Below are 23,572 nucleotides of genomic sequence, written 5' to 3' on the forward strand. Positions count from 1 at the left end.
CAATCTGAGCCATGATCAAACTCTTCAATTAAATATATCGAAATATGAATCGTCGTTGTGACACTCTTAACGAGTGCCCACACAGATTGTCTTGTCTAAATTTTTAAAGAACATTCACTAGAAGCCGCTGCTTCTTAGTGGCTCACCCTGTTCGAGTGAGGTGCGCATTATACGCTGGAAGTTTTCGTTGTCAACACTTTTCGAAAATTTATTTTCTGAAGCGTTTCTTCTAAACTCCCGTCTTTACTGGCCTATAAAGGTAGTAGAGACTTACTTCAGGAGGGTTGCTGTTTTGCTTTTCCCCCGAAGCGGATGCGCATTTTAGGGAAATGAGCGCTCACGTCAACACTTATTTTAAAAAAAGTGTCATATTCGTTTTGAACGCTCAAAATACCAACTATTTCCAGTATTTCAGCTTATTCCTTAACCTGAACTTGCGCCACAGGTTAAGCGGCTTAGCTTTTATCTTACCTTTATAGTTACTATTAAAGTCATCGACTGCATCTAAAATACGTTCGCAATTACGTCCATCTCTATAGGCTTCATGATAATGGGCAAAGTCATTAACCTCTTTCATTAATGATGCTGGTCGCGTTAATGCAGTTTCAATGGCGTTTTCTACTTCGCTTACTTCTGTGACATTAAGTAAATGTTGTCCGGGGTTTGTATTGCGATAAGTGACAACAGGTTTGTTCATCATCATAAACTCTAAAATTATAGAGCTGCTGTCACACAACATGACATCTGATTGCTGAAAGTCTTCAAGACGCACATTATCAACAAAGGTAACGTTACTATTTTCATCTGCCAGCGCACGATATCTATTTAATAGTGCTTGATCGTTGAGTTTAGGATGAAATGTTAAACGCCAATTCCATTTCTTTTCTTTCACTAACCTACTAATTGTATCGACAAGTACAGGAGCAGAGGTAATGCCTTTAGAAAAAGTGGTGGCGTAGAGAATAGTGGGAACATCGTTTTCCTTCTTATATGAAGAAAAGTAGTCATCCACTTTAGCCCAACCTGTTTGATACACTTTAAAAAACTGATGCTTTGCTTCAAGCTGCTTAAAATACTCTGTGCTACTTGGCCCCTGAGTACAGTACATATCAAACCACCCGCGAATAGAGAAGTGATCATCTGTAGCGCTACTCTTCTCCCCTCGCTTGCCAATCGGATAACCGTGAAAGACTGATACCTTTATACCTGGCAAAAAGTGATAGATGATATTTCCACACGCAAATATGGCTAAGGGGTTGTATTCAATAACATCATTAATAGTATGAAGGCGAATTTCATCAGGCTTCAATAGATCGGGACATTCTCCTTCCAAAAACCACGCTACTTCGTCACCTCTAGCCCTAATGGCCTCTTGTAGTGGTCTATAAATAGGATACGCATAGGAAAGGGCAGTGAAAAATACATAGCGCTTGGGCATTACAACGTCTCGATAAATTCTATTAGCAAACTACATTATCATTTTTCTCTTTGTGATTTACTACCCTCCTCTTCGCGTGTTGCAACGTAGGATAGTTATCTGATGCTTAAAGCATTACAGGTAGGCTCTGTAACCACCCTACTAGTACCAACTCATCGGCATTGCTGTTAGAGTTTGCGTAATTCACTTTCTGCGCAATTTATATGAGTGTGTAATGCATAAATCGATTGATAGTTTTAAAGGTGTTTCTCCTACATTAGGAAAGAATGTCTATGTTGATGGCTCGGCAAGAATCGTCGGTGATGTAGTTTTAGAAGATGATGCGAGTATTTGGCCGCTGGTTGCAGCTCGTGGCGACGTGAACAAAATTCGTATTGGTGCCCGTTCTAATATTCAAGATGGCAGTGTTTTACACGTTACCCGTAAATCTGAGAAAAACCCCAACGGCTTCCCACTTATTATTGGTGAGGACGTTACCGTGGGGCATAAGTGTATGCTGCACGGCTGCCAGTTGGGTAATCGAATTCTCGTTGGCATGGGCGCTATTGTAATGGATGGTGTTGTTGTTGAAGACGATGTGTTTATTGGTGCAGGTACATTAGTACCGCCGAACAAAAGGTTAGAAAGCGGATTTCTTTACGTGGGAAACCCCATGCAAAAGAAAAGACCGCTCAACGACGCTGAAATGGCATTCCTGAAACAGTCTGCCGTTAACTATGTTGTATTGAAAGATGAGTACCTTGAAGAAGCGAACTAGTTTCGCTTCTCACCTTGCTCAACGATAGCCCTGACACGTTTTACAATATCTGAAGTATCGGGGCGCTTTTGTGTCCATATGTAGAATGCTTCAGCCGCTTGCTCAACCAGCATCCCTAACCCATCTATTTGTGTTTTAACACCAAGTTCGGCCGCCTCTCTCATAAAGCGCGTGGGTGAGTTTTTATAAACCATGTCGTACACCACTTCACAGTTTTGTAAAACACCATCATTTAAACGGCACGGCAATTCATTGCTTAAACTGGCGGCTGTTGAATTGATAATAATATGAGGCGCAACATCTGCGATATCTTCAAGCGCAGCCACCTGCACTTTAGCGTTTGAAGCGGCGCTTGCCACTTCCTCAGCTTTCGCTTTGGTTCTATTGGTGATGGTTAAAGAGGCGGCCCCTGCTTTTAATAACGGGGAGATTACGCCACGGGCTGCGCCGCCGGCACCAATAAGCAACACGCGCTTACCCTTAATTTCCACACCGCTGTTAAGCAGATCGTTTACCAGCCCTACACCATCAGTGTTGTATCCCCACACTTCACCGCTGTCACCATTCATTAGCGTATTAACAGCTTGTGCATCTTTGGCTGCTTGGTCATCTACCTTTGCCAAGTTGAATGCATCAAGCTTAAAAGGCATAGTGACGTTACAACCTACCGCGCCTTCCTGAGCTAAAAACGCGTTGGCGGCATCTACAAAACCGTCTACTGGCGCAAGTATCTTTTCATAAGAAATCTTTTCTCCCACTTGTTCAGCAAACATTTGATGGATAGTTGGTGATAAACTCTGTGCAATAGGATTTCCGAATACAGCGAATTTTTTCATGGGAATACGAGACTTATTTAATATAAAGAAGAAAAGCGATAATCGTGCTTCGCAGAGTACACCATATGAACGTATAGGTGGAGAGGAGAAAGTACGGGAATTAGCAAATACGTTTTACGACATAATGGAAACCGATCCACTCGCCAATGAACTGCTAGCTATTCACCCCCAGCCATTAGACAGAATTCGCCACGTGTTCTTTCTCTATTTAAGTTTATGGCTTGGTGGTCCTGATGATTATCAGCAGCAGTATGGCCACCCGCGTCTGCGTGCACGCCACCTACCTTATACCGTAACACCGGAGTTAAAAGCGCAGTGGATGTATTGCATGCGAAAAGCCATGTTTAAAACGGTTGAAGATATCGCCTTAGCTCAACAGTTGATAGACGCACTTGATCAACTCGCCAATCACATGGTGAATACAAAATAAAAAAGCGCGTTGAAAGGATTAACCTTTTAACGCGCAACTCCCCTGTTACTGTCTACGCTCTTTATGGCGCATAAAGTAGTGCAATTGTGAAAGCCTAATAGTTAATAAGGCGTAGAACTAATAATTAGAATGTGTAACCCACCGATAAGGTATACACCCAAGGATCTATTTCAATATCACTTACCTTTCCAGCAGCATCACCCACTTTGAAGGTTGCTTCGGTATCTATATCAATGAATCGAACCGATGCATTGACATGCCATTTGGTATCAATTTGGTAATCCATTCCCACCTGTGCTGACAAGCCAAATGAATTATCAAGCGAAAGGTCGCTTAAGCCAGCTGTTTCATTTGCACCTGTAAACTCTTCATCAAAGATAAAGGTATAGTTGATACCAGCACCAATGTACGGCTGAAACGCAGAGCTGGCATCATTAAAATAGTAGTTTGCGGTAAGCGTAGGTGGAAGGTGCGTGACTTCTCCAAGCTGGTTACCCGTCCCTAACGGGTCAGCAACAGAAAAATTCACGTCGTGCTTAAACGGCGTTGCGGCAAGCAGCTCAATATTAATGTTATCAGTAATAAAGTACGCTACGTTTAGACCTAGCTGAGTATCGTTATCGATATTAAGGGCAACGCCAAGATCAGTTCCACCCGCGACGATGTTAGAGGTAGATTCGTCAGGAGCAACGGTAGTAAGACCGCCACGAACAATCCAGTCGCCCTGCTGGTGAGCGCTAGCTAAAGGTGAGAGTGCAGCAAGTGTAAGGCAAAGTGCAGATGCAGATAAAAAGTGTTTGCGCATGATGTGTCTCTTTTGTATTTAACTAAGATGGCGATACTTTACGCCTGTGGTTAAGAGAAACATTGATCCAGCGCAAGTTTGATAACTCACTGAAACACAGATGATATTCCACCTTGATGTAGATCAAAAAAACGCCGCATTAACATTAATACGGCGTTTTTTAGTCATTAAAGATGAAAGCTGCTATCGGCGGTCCGCGTAAGGATTTAAGCGGAGCCTTATTTAATAATTAATCACCAATCAGTAGGTTTTAACCAGTCTGTCAGCTTGGCTTCGGCGCTACCCGGTGCAGGTGTATAACAATACTCCCAGCGCGCGAGCGGCGGCATCGACATTAGAATTGATTCCGTACGCCCGCCGGTTTGCAGTCCAAATAAAGTGCCTCGGTCGAATACAAGGTTAAACTCAACGTAGCGGCCCCGGCGGTAAAGTTGGAAATCACGCTCTCTTTCGCCGAAATCGGTTTGCTTACGACGTTCAACAATAGGAACGTAAGCATCGATGAAGCCATTACCAACAGCCTGCATAAATGCAAATGACTGTTCAAAGCCCCATTCATTCAGGTCGTCGAAGAATAAACCGCCCACTCCGCGAGTTTCATTGCGATGCTTTAAGTAAAAGTAGTCGTCGCACCACTTTTTGTACTTAGGGTAGACGTCATTGCCAAATGGTTTGCACAACTTCTTTGCAGTGTCATGCCAATGCAAAACGTCATCTTTAAACGGATAAAATGGCGTCAAGTCGAAGCCGCCGCCAAACCACCAGATAGGTGCTTCGCCCTCTTTTTCTGCAATAAAAAAGCGAACATTAGCATGTGACGTTGGGATGTACGGGTTATGTGGATGAATAACGAGTGATACACCCATTGCTTGAAAGTTTCTTCCCGCAAGCTCAGGGCGATTAGCCGTTGCTGAAGCAGGCATTTGACTACCAAACACATGAGAAAAGTTAACGCCGCCTTGTTCAATCACCGCACCATTTTTTAGTACTCGAGAGCGGCCACCGCCACCCTCTTCTCGCTGCCAGCTGTCTTCAACAAACTGGCCCTTACCATCGGCAAGTTCAAGGGTTTGGCAAATGGTGTCTTGCAGCCCTAGTAAATAGCTTTTTACTTGTTCTATTACTTCAGCGGCATTTTTACCGTCCAGTAATTCTGCTGATGTCATGCTCTTATTACCTCTGCTGTGTCACCATCGCGAATGGTACTGGGTTTAGTTGCACCACCTACTTCCCCTTCTATATAGAAAACGGAATCAGCGAATACGGCTTTTGCTTCTTCAGTGGTGATGGCTGGCGGTTGGCCGGTCAGGTTAGCGCTTGTAGAAACTAACGGTTTACCTAACTTGTTGCACAATTCCACTACTACAGGGTGATTAGTTACGCGCACCGCTATTTTACTATGCTTGCCGGTTAACCAAACTGGCGCAGATGACGACTTAGGTAATAGCCAAGTATTAGGGCCTGGCCAGCTCGAAAAAATATCGGTGCGTCTGTCAGGGCGAATGGCGTTGTCGTTAACATAAGGCAGTAGCTGACTGTAGTTTGCTGCAATCAATATCACGCCCTTTTCTACCGGTCGCTGTTTTATCTCTAACAACGCATTTACAGCGGCTTCATTGTCGGGGTCACATCCGATGCCCATTACCGCTTCGGTTGGATAAACGATTAAACTGCCAGCTTGGAATGCGGCAACAACAGGGTCTACTTCAGGTGAGTTAGCCTCAACGGGGGTAAACGTGTTTACGTTCCCATTTTGGATATCAGACATGGTTTTAATCTCTACGTATAGTTCTTCTTTAGTTGTTCGTATAATTACTTTTTAAAGCCACAACTAGGCTGAGGACACTGTAACTGCCCCTTTTTATCTATCAATACTCCCCAACCGCAGTCTGGGCAGCTTTCATTAACCGGCGTGAAATTTAGCACATATCGACATTGTGGATAATGGTTGCACGCAAAAAACTGTTTGCCGTATTTGTTAGTACGCGAGATTAGATGCCCTTTCTTACACTTTGGACAATCCACCAAAGTATCTTCTTTTTCTTTAATGGGCTCTATGTGATGGCATGAAGGAAAATTGGTACAGCCGATAAACATGCCAAACCGCCCTTTCTTTATGGCTAAGTCGGATGCGCATTCAGGGCAGGCTACACCGTCTAAGGTTTTCAGTATGGTGGTTTGTTTATCGTGAAGTGGCTTACTAAAGCTACATTCCGGATAGCCCGTACACCCGATGAAAGGGCCGGATTTACTGTTCTTTATATGAAGAGGTTTACCGCACTCGGGGCAATCTCCGAAATTATCATCGAGAGCATGCTCGTGCGCTGAAAAGAGTGAATGGTCTATTTTAGACATGTATTGGACGTTAAGGCCTTAAACGCGCTGTAATTTCACAGCGCATTTTTAAGTAAAGATTCAAATACCAGTGACTACAACTGCATTAATGCAGAACACCATCTGGCTCTTCGAACAAAAGATCTTCCATTTGTGCGTAGGCTTTCTCTTTGCCAGGTACGTTAAATAGTACCATTAGCACAACCCACTTCAGGTCTTCCAAGCAAAATTCATTGGAATCAATTTCCATAACGCGATCTATAACCATTTCGCGTGTGGAGGCATCCAACACATTAACCTGTTCTAAGAACATAAGAAAACCGCGACATTCCACATCTAAACGCATTTGTTCTTCATGCGTGTAAATACGGCTTAAGCTAGTGCTAATACCTTTGCAAAAGTACGGTTTGATGTCCGTCTCTTGCAGTGCCGCTAACTTTTCTAACCATGCGAGGGCTTTATAAATCTCATCGTGATGAAATCCTGCGCGCACAAGCTCTTCCGTTAACTCGTCTTGGTCAACACGAATTTCCGTTTCACTGTGAATGAAGTTTTCAAACAGATACATGAGGATATCGAACATATTATTTTCCCCTCAATTTAACGTAACCACCAGGGACAGCGGCCACTAAACCACGCAACTCATATTCTAATAATGATGCCATTGCTTGCGATACAGATAAGGCATTGCGCTGGGCTATGACATCAATAGCGGTGATGTCATAATCCACACTAGCTAATAATTTATCGGTTGCCAAGCTATTCGCTGTACTTTTTTCGTTTTGCTCGTCAACATTCAAGCCTAGTTGTTCAGGCTGAACGCCAACTTCATCTAGAATATCGCTTATATTTGTTACTAATTTGGCGCCCTGTTGGATTAACCAGTGGCAACCTTCAGCGTAAGCGTTAGCGATATTGCCTGGCACAGCGAATACTTCTCGCCCCATATCTGCGGCCAAATTCGCAGTTATCAAGGTGCCACTCTTAATTTTTGCCTCTACCACTAAGGTTCCAAGGGATAACGCTGCGATAATTCGATTTCGCCTTGGAAAATGCCAAGGCTTAGGTCCCTGCCCCGGAAAAAACTCTGTAACGGTGACACCTCCGTCATTGTTGATAGCTTCATAGAGCTTACTATTTTTAGCCGGATATACCTTTTCAGGTCCCGTACCCATTACCGCAATGGTTCCGGTGCTACCAGACAGGGCGCCTTGGTGTGCGGCGCTATCAATGCCCATGGCAAGGCCGCTCGTCACTACAACTCCGCTACTAGATAACCCATAAGCAATGTCGGTTGCGGTACGCTTACCCTGAAGGCTGGCCCTTCTGCTTCCCACTATAGCAATCTGTGGTTTTTGAATTAGCGCTTTGTTTCCCGTGGCAAATAGCGCGAGGGGCGGACTATCCAATTGCTTAAGTAATTCTGGATAGTGAGGCGATGACAACGGCACGATGTGTCTATTGTCGCTCGCTTGCAGCCAGTTTATTGCTGCATCAATAAGAGGCGGTGAAATGTTGTTGGTGAGTTGTTTAACCTCGTTAGGCAGCGAAGACGTGTTGCTGCCTAAATCGACAGTAGAAAGTTGATATTTTTCGAGAGCCTGTAGCCATAGTTTAGGTGAAACACGCTGAGCGGAAGCCAGCGCTATCCATGCTAATGTTTCGCTGTCTAACTGAGAAGATTGTGGTGCCATTATCGCTCCTAATGCGAGCGACAATGAACCATGCAACGCTTAGGGCTTTGCGACAATAAAGCCGCGCTTTATCCCTTTGTTCGCTCGCGTTATTAATCCGTAACTTGCCGCATCAAATGTTTTAAACACAACAACTTCACCTACTTTAAGCGCGGGTTGCGATACTGTATCGATAAACCACTCACCACCAGTGTTAGCGCCGGGTTCATCTACATAGCGTGGACTTTCTTCGTCAATAATGGCTGGACCTTGTGAGTAAAGCCCCAGGACCGTACCTGGCGCTACTTCCATACTGCCTAAATCAAGAATGACAACGTCGTATTTGCCAAGTAAATCGTGATCATGCAAATCTCCAACTATTGCGCCTCGCTGCGAAGTAGCCGGAACAAGTTCAAAGCCTTCAGGATGTTCAAATCCACCCGCCATTAACTTATCACCGCGCTTAGCTTCTTGGTTCGCATCGTCGATGAAAAGCAACATCGTGTTGCTACCTTCATCTTTTTCCACTAGTGAAGCTGTTGAAACATGGGTAACTTGAATACCAAGGATTTCCCCATCAAGATTTCTAATCGTAGCGTGCTTTCTTACTACTCTGTACTGATCGTCGGTACTGAATTGTTGCTGGCTTAACACAAAATCATCAGACGCAAACCTTACGTTTCCATCCTGATTACCCAGCAATTTAGGTAGCGAAGCATAGCTTTCCTCGTCTAGCAGCATATGTTGCCTAATGAATGGAGAGATAGTTGTCCACGACAACACATCAACAGGCTTCGGTTTTACTCGCTTATCGGTAGCCGGAGAAAGCTTATAGGAAGGCTTGTCGCGCTTTACACTTAATACAGGCTGCCCATCAACATACCCAACGACGATAACATCGCCCGGGTAAATAAGGTGTGGATTGTCGATTTGGGTGTTGGTTCGCCATAATTCAGGCCAGAGCCAAGGCTCATTGAGAAAAACGTTAGCGATTGCCCATAGCGTGTCCCCACGCTTTACTGTGTAGGTTTCTGGCGCGCTCTCTTTTAGCTGCAGCGCAAAGGTAGGCAAAGAAAGCAGTACACCTAAGATAAACAATGCTGCACGACGCGCGTAAATCAATCGCTTTTTCAAATTAACCACCTGCAAATTATTCACTGTCACTCATTGTTGATTTTTCAGACAATAGCACTATATCGGCATAACTAGGTATTCTAATAGGGTTTCGGTAAAAAACTGCACGAAACAGCCCGATATACGTTAGAATAGTAACTTAATAAGCACTGTAAAGTGTGCTGGCAATTAGATCGTATATGAATTTATACAGCGAAAAGGTGAAGTAAGCGAGAAATGGCAATTTTAGACGTATTAAGTTTTCCTGATGAACGTCTTCGCACGGTAGCTAAGCCGGTTGAAGAGGTTAACGACGAAATTAAACAATTGGTATCGGACATGTTCGAAACCATGAAAGACGAGAACGGTATTGGCCTTGCTGCAACGCAAGTTAACCGCCACGTTCAAGTTGTTGTAATGGACGTATCGGAAGATCAAAACGAGCCACGCGTATTTATTAACCCTGAAATCATTCGTAAAGATGGCTCGACGATTAGTGAAGAAGGCTGTTTATCAGTGCCGGGTAATTACGCGAAAGTTGAGCGCGCCGAATCAATTACCGTAAAAGCGCTAGATCAGAATGGCGAAAGCTTTGAGTTGGATGCAGAAGGTTTGTTAGCGATTTGTATTCAGCACGAGCTGGATCATCTAAAAGGCAAATTGTTTATTGATTACCTTTCACCGCTTAAGCGCCAACGTATTCGTAAAAAGCTTGAGAAAGAAGCGCGTCTTGCTGCAAAAGCCTAAGGAATAACGTGACAACTCCATTGAAAGTGATTTTTGCCGGTACTCCGGATTTTGCAGCTAAACATCTATCAGCGTTACTCGAGAGCGAGCACGAAGTCATTGCTGTTTACACTCAGCCTGATAGACCCGCAGGGCGAGGTAAAAAGCTTACCGCCAGTCCGGTTAAAATATTAGCAGAAGAAAACGCCATTCCAGTTTACCAGCCTCAGTCGCTTAAAGCTCAAGACGCTCAGGAAGAATTAGCCTCGCTCAATGCCGATTTAATGGTAGTTGTTGCTTACGGACTGATACTGCCTACCGCGGTGTTAAATGCACCTAAGCTAGGGTGCATTAACGTGCACGGCTCTATTCTGCCTAAGTGGCGAGGCGCGGCACCAATACAGCGTTCAATCTGGGCGGGTGACGCTGAGACCGGCGTAACTATAATGCAAATGGACGAAGGTTTAGATACGGGTGACATGCTTCACATAGCAACATTACCTATTACCTCTGAAGATACCAGCGCCACCTTATATGAAAAGCTTGCAGAGCTAGGACCACAAGCGTTGGTTGAGGTCGTTAATGAATTTGATCGTTACACGCCCACCAAACAAGACGACTCTCAAGCGACCTACGCGAAAAAGCTATCAAAAGAAGAAGCCCTGATTAATTGGGCAGACGATGCTGAGCAAATAGAGCGAAATATCCGCGCCTTCAACCCTTGGCCTGTAGCGTGGATGCAGGTCGAAGATCAGAACGTTAAAGTATGGTCTGCCAGCGTTGTTCCGTTAAATAAAGATGTAACGCCAGGTACGGTAATCGGTGCCAATAAAGAAGGCATTACTATCGCTACAGGACGCGATGCGCTTTGCATTACATCACTTCAAATTCCAGGTAAAAAGGCGCTTCCAGCGTCAGACGTTATCAATGCTCGCCAAACGTGGTTTGAAGTGGGCCGTTGTCTGACACAAGCGGACTAAACGTGAAACCATTACCCCTTCCCAAACAAAAGAACCTGCGCGCAGATTGTGCGTGGGTCATCTATCAAATTTTAGAGCAAGGCAAGTCATCGCGTGAGTGCTTAGAACGCGTTCAGCGCAGACACAACGCCAAAGATAACGCATGGATTCAAGAGATGTCACTAGGGGTAATGCGTCGCCTTCCCCTTTTACAGCACTGGCTACGCTCTTTGTTAGATAGGCCTCTAAAAGGCAACAAGAAAGTCATAGAACATCTTATTCTTCTTGGTTTGTACCAGCTTAATTTTTCCCGAGTTAGCAACCACGCCGCCGTTGGCGAAACCGTCGCCGCAGCATCTTATTTAAATGCCGCAGTATTAAAAGGGTTAGTTAATGCGGTACTGCGTAATTTTCAGCGTGAGAACCTTGCAGACAAACCTGTAGACGACGCAATCATAAACAGCGGCTTGCCAAAGTGGTTGTTTAAGGCAATAGAGAACGCCTATGGTGACGACGCCGAGCAGGTTCGTAACGAAACGAATGCCATGGCCCCCATTTGGCTTCGCGTAAATAAGTTGCAAACATCGTTGGCAGCATTTACTCAGGCGTTAGATAAAGCAGGGGTTGAATATACCCTTAGCGCAAACCATGCTGATGCCGTAATTCTGACTAAGCGGGTAGACATTACTGCCCTGCCTGGTTTTGAAAAAGGTCACTTTGCGGTACAAGATGGGGCTGCGCAATTAGCTGCGCATTACCTAAAGCCTCAAGCGAACGAACGCATTCTAGACTGTTGCGCCGCACCAGGCGGAAAAACAGGGCACATTGTTGAGTCTGCACCTGATACGCAGTACGTATTAGCGCTTGATGCTGATGCTACCCGCCTAAAACGGGTAGAAGAAAACATGACTCGCCTTAAGCACACTGTCGATATCAAGCAAGGTGATGCAGCTAATCCTGATACCTGGTGGGACGGAAAGCCCTTCGACAGAATATTACTGGATGCCCCCTGCTCTGCTACCGGTGTGATTAGACGTCACCCAGATATTCGCTGGCTTCGAAAAGCCAATGACATCGACAATTTAGCACAGCTTCAACGGCGTATATTAGAAACATTGTGGGGTCTATTAAAGCCAGGCGGCACGCTGCTTTATGCAACATGTTCTATTTTGCCAAAAGAGAACATGGCGCAAATACAGCAGTTTCTCGCCGACACTCCAGATGCCTCGTTATCGCCCATAGTGAAAACAGAAACCGTTGATAAACCCGGGCGCCAGATAACGCCAGGGGAGCAACAAATGGATGGTTTCTATTATGCGAGGCTGGTAAAGTCAGCAGACTGAGTTCAATAGTTGTGCAACGTCACACAGTTAAGACTTGCACGAATATGAAGGCAAAATAATAACGATGAAGATCATCATTTTAGGGGCCGGCCAAGTAGGCGGAACACTTGCTGAAAACTTAGTGGGTGAGAATAACGAAATAACGGTTATTGACTCTGACCCCACTATATTGCGCGCACTTCAAGACCGTCTTGATTTACAAGTAGTAACAGGCGTGGGATCACATCCTGATGTGTTGCGTAAGGCCGGTGCGGAAGATGCAGATATGCTGATTGCCGTAACCAATAGTGATGAAAGCAATATGTTGGCCTGTCAGGTGGCCTACAGCCTATTTAAAACACCCACTAAAATCGCTCGCGTGCGCTCTGAACAGTACATCATTTACCAAGAGCAGCTATATAAGCAGCAAGACATTCCCGTTGACCACATTATCGCTCCTGAGCAGTTGGTAACTAAGGCCATCAAACGTCTTATTGACTACCCGGGTGCACTTCAGGTGGTTGAGTTTGCTGAAGGCAAGGCCAGCCTTGTTGCGGTTAAAGCCTATTACGGTGGCTTATTGGTAGGCCACGCGTTATCTGCGCTTAAAGACCACATGCCTAACGTTGAAACTCGGGTTGCTGCCATTTACCGACGCGGCCGCCCTATTCGCCCGTTAGGTACCACGGTTATTGAGGCCGATGATGAAGTGTTCTTCATTGCCGCTACCAAGCACATTCGCGCAGTAATGAGTGAGCTTCAAAAGCTCGAATCAAGCTACAAACGAATTATGATAGCCGGTGGTGGCTTGATTGGCGCAGGCCTTGCGAAAAAGTTAGAGCACAATCATAACGTTAAGCTTATTGAATACAGCCCAGAAAGGGCCAAATATTTATCTGCGAACTTAGATAAAACCATTGTATTTAGCGGTGACGCGTCTGACCCTGAATTGCTAAGTGAAGAAAATATCGAGCAAGTTGACGCTTTCATAGCCGTTACCAACGACGATGAAGCGAATATCATGTCGGCCATGCTGGCAAAGCGTATGGGTGCACAAAAAGCCATGGTGCTTATCCAGCGAAGTGCTTATGTGGACTTGGTGCAAGGCGGTGAGATAGATATCGCGTTTTCACCTCAACAAGCCACTATCTCGGCGCTACTGACTCACGTACGTCGAGGTGACATTGTAAACGTGTACTCATTACGACGAGGTGCTGCCGAGGCTATTGAAGCGATAGCGCACGGTGATGAAAATACCTCTAAGGTGGTTGGCAAACAAATAGGCGATATTAAACTACCGCCAGGTACCACGATTGGGGCTATTGTTCGAGACGATCAGGTGATTATTGCTCACAGCGATACCAAGATTGAAGCAAACGACCATGTAATTTTGTTCTTGGTTGATAAGAAGTACATCAACGACGTGGAAAAGCTGTTCCAACCCAGCGCATTTTTCTTTGGCTAGCGCTTTTGCAAAGCGTCATAGGTGCCGCAAGATTAAAAGTTGAAGACATAAACATAAAGGGCGATATTTATCGCCCTTTTTTTTAGCTCGTATCAAAACTACCGGTTTATTTGTTAACTGCGCCAGAACGTTGGTGAGAACAAGACCAGCAATGAGAAGACCTCTAGTCGCCCAAATACCATGGCAATCACCAGTATCCATTTGCCTGCGTCAGTAACATCAGCATAGTTGGCCGCTACGCTCCCCAATCCCGGACCTAAGTTATTCAGCATGGCCGCAGTAGCGGTAAAGGCGCTTAGGTTATCTAAACCCGTGGCAATCAAGCCTATCATAATGATAACAAACACCACTGCATAAGCTGAAAAGAACCCCCATACGGCCTCTACTACTCTGTCAGGCATGGCACGGTCGCCAAACTTAACGCTGTATACCGCTTTCGGGTGAATTAGCCTATCAACCTCACGCTTGCCTTGTAGAAACAGTAAGCAGACGCGTACTACTTTTAAGCCCCCACCCGTGGAACTTGCGCACCCGCCGATAAAGCTTGAAAAAATAAGCATAATAGGGAGGAATGCCGGCCAGACTGAAAAATCAGTGGTTGCAAACCCGGCAGTGGTACTAATAGATACCGCTTGGATCATAGCTTGGTCTAAAGCCTGCTCTGCCGAGCTATAGTAGCCTGATAGCGTAAGTACTAGGAAACAAATCCCGATGAGTGAGGCTTGAATGATAAAAAACGCCTTAAACTCTGGATCGTTAAAATAGCCTTTAACCGAACGAGAGCTCACCGCCGCATAGTGTAATGAGAAGTTTAACGCAGCAATAAGCAAAAACACGGTACACACCACGTTTACCATAGGACTATTAAAATAGCCTAAGCTGGCGTCGTGGTTCGAAAAGCCACCAATAGCAACCGTTGAGAAAGAATGGCAAATCGCATCAAAAACATTCATTCCCGCAAGCCAGTATGCACCGGCACATGCAATGGTTATGGATAGGTAGATGTACCACAAATGCTTTGCCGTATCGGCAATACGCGGAGTCATTTTATTATCTTTAACTGGGCCAGGAGTTTCTGCCCGATAAAGCTGCATTCCCCCTACTCCAAGGATAGGTAAAATGGCAACTGCGAGTACGATGATACCCATGCCACCTAACCACTGAAGTTGTTGACGGTAAAACTGTACTGAGTGAGGAAGAAAATCTATCCCCTCAATAACCGTAGCTCCAGTGGTAGTCAGGCCAGAAAATGACTCAAAGAAAGCATCGGTTACCGTCATGCTTGGTTGCTCTAGCAAGATAAGTGGAATTGCCCCCACGCTTGCTAGTACTGACCAAAACAGCGCAACAATCAGAAACCCTTCTCGCGCTCTTAAGTCATTTTTCTGCTGACGGTTGGGATACCACAATGCCATACCGCCGATGACACAAAATATAAATGCGAGGATAAAAGGCAGGCCACTGCCATCTTGATAAATCAACGACACGATAGCGGGTGGGATCATGGTTACGCTAAAAAGCGCAATTAATAACCCAAGTATTCGTATGATGGCACGGTAGTGCATTGTTTGTTATGCCTTTATTTTTATAGTGCGCATAAGGACTACTGAGCCCTAGTTACAATGTGCTTTTTGATATGGTTTCAAAAAGCGAATCTATCTACGTGAAACAAGGTAGATGAAATCCTATACGTTACGCATAGGGTTTTGATTATAGGACTATAATGAACAAGGGGAAACCTTTGTCTCCCCACTACATTAGGCTAATTACACATAAAGGCACCTGATCTTTTCACTAGGAAAAAACCAACCACTTTTATTTTTTTAGTTTTCTATTTCATAGCAAGCACGGTTTTGACCATCTTAGCAATACTCGCATTGGCTTCACTAATGCTTTGCGCCAGCATATACGCAGGTGTAGTAACAAGCTTCGCGTCATTATCAACAACCACCTCATCAACTGGGCACTCTACATGCGTTGCTCCTAAGGCATTCAGCCCACCAGCCGTGGCTTCGTCATTGCCAATGGTCAGTTTAGTTTTGTTGCCATACACTTTTGCTGCTAGCGCAGGTGCAATACACGCGTACGCTGCGGGCTTTTTAGCTTGAGCAAAGGCTTTGCACACTGTCAGCACCTCTTCGTTAAAGGTACAATTTTCACCGTCTACAGCAAACGTGCACAGGTTCTTCGCAGCGCCAAAACCACCAGGTAAAATAAGTGTGTCAAAAGCAGTTACGTCGCACTCAGTCACGGGTTTTATATCACCTCGGGCAATACGGGCCGATTCTACTAACACATTTCGGGTTTCACCTTCTGATACCTCACCGGTTAAGTGATTGACTACATGCAGTTGGTTTACATCTGGAGCAAAACACTGGTAAGACGCACCTTCTTGCTCAATGGCTAAAAGTGTCAATACCGCTTCGTGTAACTCAGCCCCGTCAAACACACCACTACCACTTAAAATAACGGCTACTTGTTTCATATTGTCCTCCTAGACGCTATGCCATCTACTTATTCAAAATTTGGCTATTAAACACACAACTGTTCAAAAAAAGTTCTTAATAATACGTGTATACATTGTTAATGGTTATGCTACATTACTTGACCAACTTGGTTAAACCAAAAATAAACGTACACCAAGTTATCCACATAAAATGGAATGGTAAGTAGCAGGTACGCTGTTTTCACACCTAAGTCTCATTCCCTTATTTTTCTTGATTTGAAAGGTGATCTTTAACTTGACAAAGATCATCCGGATCACTGTGCCCAAAATTTTAGATCACAAAGTTATCCACAGGCGAAATGCGATCCGCTATCGACCTTAATGTTCCTTCATGATATGGCGATCTGCCCTAGCCTGTGGCATCCTTGCGCTCATATTCTCTATTGGAAAATCGCCATCTATGCCTGATTCTAAAAAGCCTCCATTTATTCTTGTCGATGGATCGTCATATCTTTTTCGTGCCTTTCACGGTTTACCACCATTAACCAACTCAAAAGGTCAAGACACCGGTGCTATTTATGGTGTTGTGAACATGCTTAAAAGCTTGATCAAACAATACAACCCGACGCATATGGCGGTGATTTTTGATGCTAAAGGCAAGACCTTTCGCGATGACATCTATAAAGAGTACAAAGCGAACCGTCCTCCGATGCCGGATGAGCTAAGAAGCCAAATCGAACCGTTGCACGCCATCATTAAGGCAATGGGTTTACCTGTTATTGTTGAGTCGGGTGTAGAAGCTGATGACGTGATTGGCACGTTAGCCAAACACGCCACAGAAAAAGGTATTGATACCCTTATCAGCACCGGCGATAAAGACATGGCGCAACTAGTTAATGAACATGTCACCTTAATCAACACCATGACAAACCAACTGATGGATGTCGAAGGTGTAAATACGAAGTTTGGTATTCCACCGGAGCTTGTGATCGACTTCCTTGCGCTTAAGGGCGATAAAGTCGATAACATTCCAGGTGTACCTGGTGTAGGTGATAAAAGTGCTCAAGCCTTGTTAAACGGTATTGGCGGTATCGACGACATATATAAGAACCTGGATAAAATTGCAGATCTATCGTTTAGAGGCAGTAAGTCGATGGCGGCTAAAATGCAGGAATACGAAGAGCAAGCTCGGCTATCTTATACCCTAGCTACTATCAGCATCGATCTTGACCTTGACTACGACGTTGAGACGTTAATGCCGTGTCAGGCAGATAACGAACAACTTCGCGATCTGTTTGCCGAATACGAGTTCAAACGCTGGCATGCAGAAGTAAGCGCGCTAATAGTTGGCGGAGATACCTCAGCTGCCAATTCAAGCGCCGACGAAAGCAAAAGTGACAGCGTAGAAGATACCGAACAAAGTTTAGCGGTAGAAATAGATAAGTCGAAGTATGAGACCGTGCTTGATGAGGCGCGTTTTAACGCTTGGGTAGCGAAGCTAGAAAAAGCCGAACTCATCGCTTTTGATACCGAGACAACCAGCCTTAACTACATGGATGCGGAGTTAGTTGGCGTTTCATTTTGTATAGAGGAAGGTGAAGCTGCTTATGTGCCTGTTGCTCACGATTATCCAGATGCCCCCGCCCAGCTATCACGAGAATTTGTATTAGACGCATTAAAGCCTATTTTAGAATCGGACACCGTGATCAAAGTAGGTCAACACATAAAATACGACAAAAATGTGTTAGCGAACTATGACATTACCTTAAACGGCATCGGCTTTGACACCATGCTTGAAAGCTATGTACTAAACAGTACTGCGCAGCGCCATGATATGGACTCGCTTGCCCTAGCCTACCTTGGTCATAAAACTATTCACTTTGAAGAGATTGCGGGTAAAGGCGCAAAGCAGCTAACGTTTAATCAAATTAGCCTTGAAGAAGCAGGGCCTTATGCCGCAGAAGATGCTGATATCACACTTCGCTTACACAACGCTATTTGGACTAAGTTGAAAGAAATTCCTGAGCTTAAAAATCTATTGATAGATGTTGAGGTTCCCCTAGCCTGTGTACTTTCTCGTATGGAACAGGAAGGTGTATTGATAGATAGCCAAAGACTGCGTCAGCAAAGCCAGGATCTTGCCACACGGATTGCCGAGCTTGAAAGTGAAGTACATGAGGAAGCTGGCGAGCCATTCAACTTAGGTTCTACTAAGCAGCTTCAACATGTCTTGTTCGAAAAAATGTCGCTACCGATCATAAAGAAAACGCCTAAAGGGGCGCCGTCTACTTCTGAGGACGTACTGCAAGAACTTGCGCTTGAGTACCCGTTGCCGAAGAAGATCATGGAATACCGTGGCCTAACCAAGCTAAAGAATACCTACACGGATAAACTTCCTAAGATGATCAATCATCGTACGGGTCGAGTGCATACTTCGTATCACCAAGCAGTAACCGCCACGGGACGACTCTCTTCCACCGATCCTAACTTACAGAACATCCCTATCCGAAATGAGGAAGGTCGCCGCGTACGTCAGGCATTTGTACCAAGAGAAGGAAATAAGTTCGTCGCAGCCGACTACTCACAAATTGAGCTGCGCATTATGGCGCACCTTTCTGGCGATAAAGGTCTGTTAGATGCCTTTGCGCATGGTAAAGATATTCATAAAGCAACCGCTGCGGAAGTTTTTGGTGTACCACTTGATGAAGTAACCACTGAACAGCGTCGCAGTGCAAAAGCGATTAACTTTGGCTTAATTTACGGTATGAGTGCCTTTGGGTTGTCGAAGCAACTTAATATTCCACGTAATGAAGCACAGAAATATATGGATCTTTACTTCGAGCGCTACCCAGGCGTGCTTGAGTACATGGATTCAACACGTGAGAGCGCGAAAGAAAAAGGTTATGTAGAAACCGTATTTGGTCGCAGACTTTATTTGCCTGATATTAAAGCCAGTAATGGTGCACGTAGAAAAGGCGCAGAGCGCGCAGCGATAAACGCGCCTATGCAAGGCACAGCGGCAGACATTATTAAGATGGCGATGATCAAAGTTGATGACTGGATTAGGAAAAATGCATCTGATGATGTGACCATGATGATGCAGGTGCACGATGAATTGGTTTTTGAGATAAAAGAAGACAAAGTGGAAACCTATGTCTCTACTATCACTGCTCTTATGGAAAGCGCAGCTACGCTAAATGTTCCGCTGGTTGTCGAGGCAGGTGTGGGCGAAAACTGGGATGAAGCGCACTAGTTTGGTAATTAGATTACAGTTTTTACATTAAAAGGCGCGTTATATTCATTAAATTTGGTAATTTAATTACATAACACCCTTGCCTTTTCTGTGCTTTGTTGTAATATTACACATGTAGGGTACAGAGGTGAGAAAGCTGTTTTCAAACCTTTGCTTTAACCCCGACAGTTTTGTCGGGGTTTTTTTATATCTGCAGAAAATAAATAATCCAAAAATATCAATAACTTAAAAAATAAAGCGAATTTTATTTTAATTTTTCTGAACTTCTCTATTTATCACGACTCTATATCTACGGTTTTTATGTGTTTTCTCTCAGTTTACGCCTCGCTCTATGCGGGGCGTTCTTTTTTCTAACACCCCATCATACCTATCCATCGGGCACGTCAGATCAGCACAAACGGTAAGGGTAAATTGCGCTACTGTACTTCGCTATCAGACTCTTCTATTTCGTCTTGTTTATCTATGCCAAACCACGTATCCAAAATACGCTCTAATTCGGGTAACCCGTGCTTGTTTAATGACGAGAAGGTTTGCACGGTAACATCGCCCATAAATGCCATCGCAGCTTCACGCGCCATTAACAGCTGTGCCTTTCGCTTACCGCTTTTAAGTTTGTCGGCCTTAGTAAGTAATGCCAGTACAGGAATATTTGACGCTACTGCCCAATGGATAAGATCTTGGTCTAAATCTTTGAAGGGGTGACGAATATCCATTAAAACGACTAATCCTTTAAGGGACTTGCGCTTTTGAAGATATTCACCAAGTGACGCCTGCCACTTCTTTTTCATGGCTACTGGCACTTTTGCAAAGCCATATCCTGGCAAATCAACCAAGCGTAAGTCTTCTTCTAATTCAAAGACGTTGATCAATTGGGTGCGACCCGGTGTTTTACTGGTTCTTGCCAAGTTCTTCTGACGAGTTAACGTGTTAAGTGCACTCGATTTACCCGCATTAGAGCGGCCCGCGAACGCTACTTCAATTCCGGTATCATTCTTTAAATGACGAATATCAGGTGCGCTCGTAAAGAATTTTGCTTTGGTGTAATACGACATCTAGACTTACCTCCACATGCGTCTCAACCTTCGGTTTACAGTTTTTTAATGAATAAACCAACTAAAAACCATAGTTTTATCATGGAATAGGTTTTTCTGACGCGTTAAATGTGTAAAATACGCATGATATCACGTATATCACGCGAGCCGTTGGATCCATTTAAGAGATTTATTATGAAAAAACTGTGTTTGTTGGTATGTATGTCTTTAGGTTTAAGCGCAACTGCTATGGCAGAAGGCGACGCCGAGGCAGGTAAAGCGAAATCTGCAGTATGTGCAGCCTGTCATGGCCCTGATGGCAACAGCATGATTGACATGAACCCAAAGATTGCTGGCCAGCATGAGAAGTACATTGTTAAGCAATTAACCGAATTTAAACTTGCCTCTCAAACAGGTGGCGAGGAAGGTCGTAACAATGCTGTGATGAACGGCATGGCTGCCCCACTTTCAGAGCAAGACATGAAAGACCTAGCCGCTTATTTCTCAAGCCAAGAGCCAAAGGCGGGTGAAACACCAGAGCAATACGTTGAAGCTGGCCGTGCATTGTACCAAGGTGGCGACGAGTCTCGAGGCGTAACTGCATGTATCGCGTGTCACGGTCCTAAGGGCAACGGCATGGGCTTAGCAGGTTTCCCTGATATCAGCGGTCAACATGCAACTTACACTGCAGCTCAATTGAAAGCATTCCGTTCAGGCCAACGTCACAATGACATGAATGGCATGATGCGTGATATTGCGATGAAATTAACCGACGAAGATATTGAGATTTTATCTAACTATATCGCGGGCTTACACTAAGCATTACCGTTTTTGCACATTGTTGTTAAAAATTTGTTACCGAAAAAGTTGTATTTTGAAATTATTCGTGTAATCTAACGGCGTAGTTTGTAGGTGCCTTTGAAAAGCTACAAGCTAAATAACAAGAATAATAATAAAAATGCAGCATGGAAGACGGGATAAAGAGCCACGAGGGCCAAAAACAACAATACAGCTCTGCTAACAATAAAAATAAGGGGAGCACGGCTAGGGAAGCAAAATACACATAGAAGTGTATAACGGGAGAGGTGTCATCTGACACTCATACAATGTAAGGTGATGGTGAGAACCATCACCTTTTTCTTTTTTAAGCCCCTTATTATTGTTCACTTTCCTATGTACTGTCCTTTATGCAAAAGCGCTAACGCGCCATCTCACTATCACTCAGATAAAAAGCGCGATTACCTTCAATGTAATCAATGCAAACTCGTTTATGTTTCTCCTGAATTCTTGCCATCGAAAGAAGTAGAAAAGCAGGAGTATGACCTTCACGAGAATAGCTTTGAAGACGAAGGGTATCGAAAGTTTTTAGGAAAGGTTTTAACGCCACTTACACCTTTTATAAAAGACATGAAATTTGGTGAACTCCGAGGACTAGACTTTGGCTGTGGCCCTGCGCCTGTTTTAGCAAGTATGCTGGAAGAAGAAGGCGTTAGGATGAATATGTACGATCCCTTCTATGCACACAACTTATCGGTACTTGAGCAAAGCTATGACATAGTGACATGTACAGAGGCTATAGAACACTTTCACGCCCCTCATGTGGAATGGGCGCTTTTTAACAAACTTGTAGCTTCTGGTGGCGTTATTGCCATCATGACCAAGCGCGTACTTGATAAAGCCAGGTTTGCAAATTGGCACTATAAAAACGACGTCACCCACGTTAGCTTTTTCAGCGAAGCAACCTTTCAATATTTGGCACAACGAGATGGCTATGATGTCACTTTTCCTGCCAGCGATGTCGCTCTATTGAGAAAGCGCTGAAACAAATTCCCGTAATACTTTATGTTCCCCGTATTGATTTTGCACTGCATACCCAAAGATCAATACGTAGACACTAATTCGCGCTATAATAGCGCTGTTTTTTCACTCTCTTTGTTATTTGGAAATTATGGCACGTTCAAAGAAATCACGTAAAGTCGGCCTAATCGGCGTTCGTAAAGATCCTGACTTTAAACCAAGCGAAAACCGTAAATCAGACTCGCCTCGCCCTAAAAAGCATAAAGGTAAGCCCGCTGGTAATCGCCACAATGTTGAACAGAAAAAAGTGACGGGCAAAAAGAGTGCTGAGAATAAAGATCCGCGCCACGGCAGTAAAAAGCCTATTCAGCTTGTAAAAGCAGTGACGCCCACCCCTGCTCAAAAGAAAAAGTACGCCACACCAGCCCAAGAACTGGCAGCGCTTGAAGCAGATCAACGCTTGTCAGATTTACTCGACAAACTTGACGACGATAAACCGCTCACCCGTGAGCAACAAGCTTATGTCGACGAGAAGATGGCACGCCACCGCATTCTTTGTGACCTATTAGGAATAGTAGAAGAGGATGATGAAGACGACGATATGGATCCGTTTAATGATTTAGACGCTATTAATATCGACGACTTTAAGCACTAATAAAAAACGGGAAAGAGTCATGCTTTGGGCAGTACTTTCAGGCATCGCGCTACTAATTATTCTTGCGCTAGGTTTTTACGCAGGCAAACTGCTGTTTATGTTAAAACAACAAAAAGAGCGACAAGAAGCGGCAAGGCAGTCGCGCGTAGCCACTATAACCGACAGTATTATAGTAATAGCTAAGGCGATGGAGCAGCAGCAATGTGATTTGTCAGAAGGCGTAATTCGCATCGTGAACTTGCTTAACGCGCTTCCAATAAGTACTCCGCCTGATTTTAAAGCGCAGTATCCCAACATTCATGCACTATTCACAGAGGTAAGCGGTTTTGCAATTTTAGAAGCAAGGCAACAGCTACCTAAGAATGAGCGAAGAAAGCAAGATATCGCTCGCGAGCAGATTGAATCGGAGTACGAATCTAAAGTGTTGGACGAATTACCACCGCTGAAGGCGTATTGTGAGACACTTATAGCCACTAAATAACGAGTAAGCGCTACGCTGATTTAAAAGATAAAAACTGATGCAATCAATATC

23 protein-coding genes are annotated in these 23,572 nt (G+C 44.4%); 11 read left to right on the forward strand and 12 right to left on the reverse strand.

The window, feature by feature from the left end; translation table 11 throughout:
• Positions 1 to 397: 397 nt before the first annotated feature.
• The gene (locus MHN00_RS07855; RefSeq protein WP_080986386.1) at positions 398 to 1,309 is read right to left on the reverse strand and encodes a UDP-N-acetylglucosamine 2-epimerase; all 912 of its coding nucleotides are present in this window, start codon (positions 1,307 to 1,309) and stop codon (positions 398 to 400) included.
• A gap of 343 nt (positions 1,310 to 1,652) precedes the next feature.
• On the opposite strand from MHN00_RS07855, the gene MHN00_RS07860 reads away from it, so the two are divergent.
• Positions 1,653 to 2,195 (forward strand): gamma carbonic anhydrase family protein, encoded by a 543-nt coding sequence (locus MHN00_RS07860; protein WP_014947739.1) that lies wholly within the window; start codon positions 1,653 to 1,655, stop codon positions 2,193 to 2,195.
• On the opposite strand, the gene aroE is transcribed toward MHN00_RS07860, so the two are convergent.
• Positions 2,192 to 3,031 (reverse strand): shikimate dehydrogenase, encoded by an 840-nt coding sequence (gene aroE, locus MHN00_RS07865; RefSeq protein ID WP_101563210.1) that lies wholly within the window; start codon positions 3,029 to 3,031, stop codon positions 2,192 to 2,194. The genes MHN00_RS07860 and aroE overlap by 4 nt on opposite strands.
• Between aroE and MHN00_RS07870 the strand changes: the two genes are divergently transcribed.
• Positions 3,030 to 3,461: a group II truncated hemoglobin gene (locus MHN00_RS07870; protein WP_014947737.1), complete on the forward strand. Its 432-nt coding sequence runs from the start codon at positions 3,030 to 3,032 to the stop codon at positions 3,459 to 3,461. The genes aroE and MHN00_RS07870 overlap by 2 nt on opposite strands.
• 124 nt (positions 3,462 to 3,585) lie before the next feature.
• On the opposite strand, the gene MHN00_RS07875 is transcribed toward MHN00_RS07870, so the two are convergent.
• The 7 genes from MHN00_RS07875 to MHN00_RS07905 all read right to left on the reverse strand — a co-directional run bounded on the left by MHN00_RS07875 (position 3,586) and on the right by MHN00_RS07905 (position 9,407).
• Positions 3,586 to 4,266, reverse strand: a complete 681-nt coding sequence (locus MHN00_RS07875) for an OmpW family outer membrane protein (protein WP_014947736.1) — start codon at positions 4,264 to 4,266, stop codon at positions 3,586 to 3,588.
• Between the two features lie 233 nt (positions 4,267 to 4,499).
• Positions 4,500 to 5,432 carry an oxygen-dependent coproporphyrinogen oxidase gene (hemF, locus tag MHN00_RS07880; RefSeq protein WP_049586350.1) on the reverse strand — a complete coding sequence of 311 codons (933 nt, stop codon included), beginning with the start codon at positions 5,430 to 5,432 and terminating at the stop codon, positions 4,500 to 4,502.
• Positions 5,429 to 6,034, reverse strand: a complete 606-nt coding sequence (locus tag MHN00_RS07885; protein WP_049586351.1) for a Sua5/YciO/YrdC/YwlC family protein — start codon at positions 6,032 to 6,034, stop codon at positions 5,429 to 5,431. The genes hemF and MHN00_RS07885 overlap by 4 nt, the downstream gene beginning before the upstream one ends.
• Positions 6,035 to 6,078: 44 nt before the next feature.
• Positions 6,079 to 6,621: a type I DNA topoisomerase gene (locus tag MHN00_RS07890; protein ID WP_014975256.1), complete on the reverse strand. Its 543-nt coding sequence runs from the start codon at positions 6,619 to 6,621 to the stop codon at positions 6,079 to 6,081.
• A gap of 85 nt (positions 6,622 to 6,706) precedes the next feature.
• Positions 6,707 to 7,183 (reverse strand): DUF494 family protein, encoded by a 477-nt coding sequence (locus tag MHN00_RS07895; protein WP_014947732.1) that lies wholly within the window; start codon positions 7,181 to 7,183, stop codon positions 6,707 to 6,709.
• Between the two features lies 1 nt (position 7,184).
• On the reverse strand, positions 7,185 to 8,294 hold the full coding sequence (dprA, locus tag MHN00_RS07900) for a DNA-processing protein DprA (protein WP_239300870.1): 1,110 nt from the start codon (positions 8,292 to 8,294) through the stop codon (positions 7,185 to 7,187).
• Positions 8,295 to 8,333: 39 nt separating this feature from the next.
• Complete coding sequence (locus MHN00_RS07905; protein WP_014947730.1) at positions 8,334 to 9,407, reverse strand: LysM domain-containing protein; 1,074 nt, start codon at positions 9,405 to 9,407, stop codon at positions 8,334 to 8,336.
• A gap of 216 nt (positions 9,408 to 9,623) precedes the next feature.
• Between MHN00_RS07905 and def the strand changes: the two genes are divergently transcribed.
• The 4 genes from def to trkA all read left to right on the forward strand — a co-directional run bounded on the left by def (position 9,624) and on the right by trkA (position 13,858).
• Positions 9,624 to 10,133, forward strand: coding sequence for a peptide deformylase (gene def, locus MHN00_RS07910; protein WP_014947729.1), 510 nt, complete (start codon positions 9,624 to 9,626; stop codon positions 10,131 to 10,133).
• An 8-nt stretch (positions 10,134 to 10,141) separates the two neighbouring features.
• Complete coding sequence (fmt, locus tag MHN00_RS07915; RefSeq protein ID WP_239300872.1) at positions 10,142 to 11,092, forward strand: methionyl-tRNA formyltransferase; 951 nt, start codon at positions 10,142 to 10,144, stop codon at positions 11,090 to 11,092.
• 2 nt (positions 11,093 to 11,094) lie between these two features.
• Complete coding sequence (gene rsmB / locus MHN00_RS07920; RefSeq protein ID WP_239300873.1) at positions 11,095 to 12,414, forward strand: 16S rRNA (cytosine(967)-C(5))-methyltransferase RsmB; 1,320 nt, start codon at positions 11,095 to 11,097, stop codon at positions 12,412 to 12,414.
• A gap of 64 nt (positions 12,415 to 12,478) precedes the next feature.
• A complete protein-coding gene (trkA, locus tag MHN00_RS07925; protein WP_014947726.1) occupies positions 12,479 to 13,858 on the forward strand; it encodes a Trk system potassium transporter TrkA in 1,380 nt (459 codons plus the stop codon).
• A gap of 113 nt (positions 13,859 to 13,971) precedes the next feature.
• Here trkA and MHN00_RS07930 read toward each other — a convergent pair whose 3' ends face one another.
• Together MHN00_RS07930 and elbB are read right to left on the reverse strand one after the other, a co-directional pair.
• Positions 13,972 to 15,423 carry a TrkH family potassium uptake protein gene (locus MHN00_RS07930; protein WP_014947725.1) on the reverse strand — a complete coding sequence of 484 codons (1,452 nt, stop codon included), beginning with the start codon at positions 15,421 to 15,423 and terminating at the stop codon, positions 13,972 to 13,974.
• 266 nt (positions 15,424 to 15,689) lie between these two features.
• The gene (gene elbB, locus MHN00_RS07935) at positions 15,690 to 16,343 is read right to left on the reverse strand and encodes an isoprenoid biosynthesis glyoxalase ElbB (protein WP_239238861.1); all 654 of its coding nucleotides are present in this window, start codon (positions 16,341 to 16,343) and stop codon (positions 15,690 to 15,692) included.
• Positions 16,344 to 16,764: 421 nt separating this feature from the next.
• Between elbB and polA the strand changes: the two genes are divergently transcribed.
• Positions 16,765 to 19,557: a DNA polymerase I gene (gene polA, locus MHN00_RS07940; RefSeq protein ID WP_239300875.1), complete on the forward strand. Its 2,793-nt coding sequence runs from the start codon at positions 16,765 to 16,767 to the stop codon at positions 19,555 to 19,557.
• A gap of 416 nt (positions 19,558 to 19,973) precedes the next feature.
• Here polA and yihA read toward each other — a convergent pair whose 3' ends face one another.
• Complete coding sequence (gene yihA, locus MHN00_RS07945; RefSeq protein WP_171337508.1) at positions 19,974 to 20,609, reverse strand: ribosome biogenesis GTP-binding protein YihA/YsxC; 636 nt, start codon at positions 20,607 to 20,609, stop codon at positions 19,974 to 19,976.
• Positions 20,610 to 20,783: 174 nt separating this feature from the next.
• Between yihA and MHN00_RS07950 the strand changes: the two genes are divergently transcribed.
• The 4 genes from MHN00_RS07950 (at position 20,784) to MHN00_RS07965 (ending at position 23,521) form a co-directional block, all read left to right on the forward strand.
• A complete protein-coding gene (locus MHN00_RS07950) occupies positions 20,784 to 21,407 on the forward strand; it encodes a c-type cytochrome (RefSeq protein ID WP_014947721.1) in 624 nt (207 codons plus the stop codon).
• A gap of 300 nt (positions 21,408 to 21,707) precedes the next feature.
• On the forward strand, positions 21,708 to 22,409 hold the full coding sequence (locus tag MHN00_RS07955) for a class I SAM-dependent methyltransferase (RefSeq protein ID WP_239301150.1): 702 nt from the start codon (positions 21,708 to 21,710) through the stop codon (positions 22,407 to 22,409).
• Positions 22,410 to 22,536: 127 nt separating this feature from the next.
• Positions 22,537 to 23,040: a Der GTPase-activating protein YihI gene (gene yihI, locus MHN00_RS07960; protein ID WP_014947719.1), complete on the forward strand. Its 504-nt coding sequence runs from the start codon at positions 22,537 to 22,539 to the stop codon at positions 23,038 to 23,040.
• A gap of 19 nt (positions 23,041 to 23,059) precedes the next feature.
• Positions 23,060 to 23,521 (forward strand): DUF2489 domain-containing protein, encoded by a 462-nt coding sequence (locus MHN00_RS07965; protein ID WP_014975247.1) that lies wholly within the window; start codon positions 23,060 to 23,062, stop codon positions 23,519 to 23,521.
• The last annotated feature ends 51 nt before the right edge of the window (positions 23,522 to 23,572 follow it).

Source organism: Alteromonas sp. Cnat2-8 (genome assembly GCF_022348355.1).
In the GTDB taxonomy this organism is placed as follows: domain Bacteria; phylum Pseudomonadota; class Gammaproteobacteria; order Enterobacterales; family Alteromonadaceae; genus Alteromonas; species Alteromonas macleodii.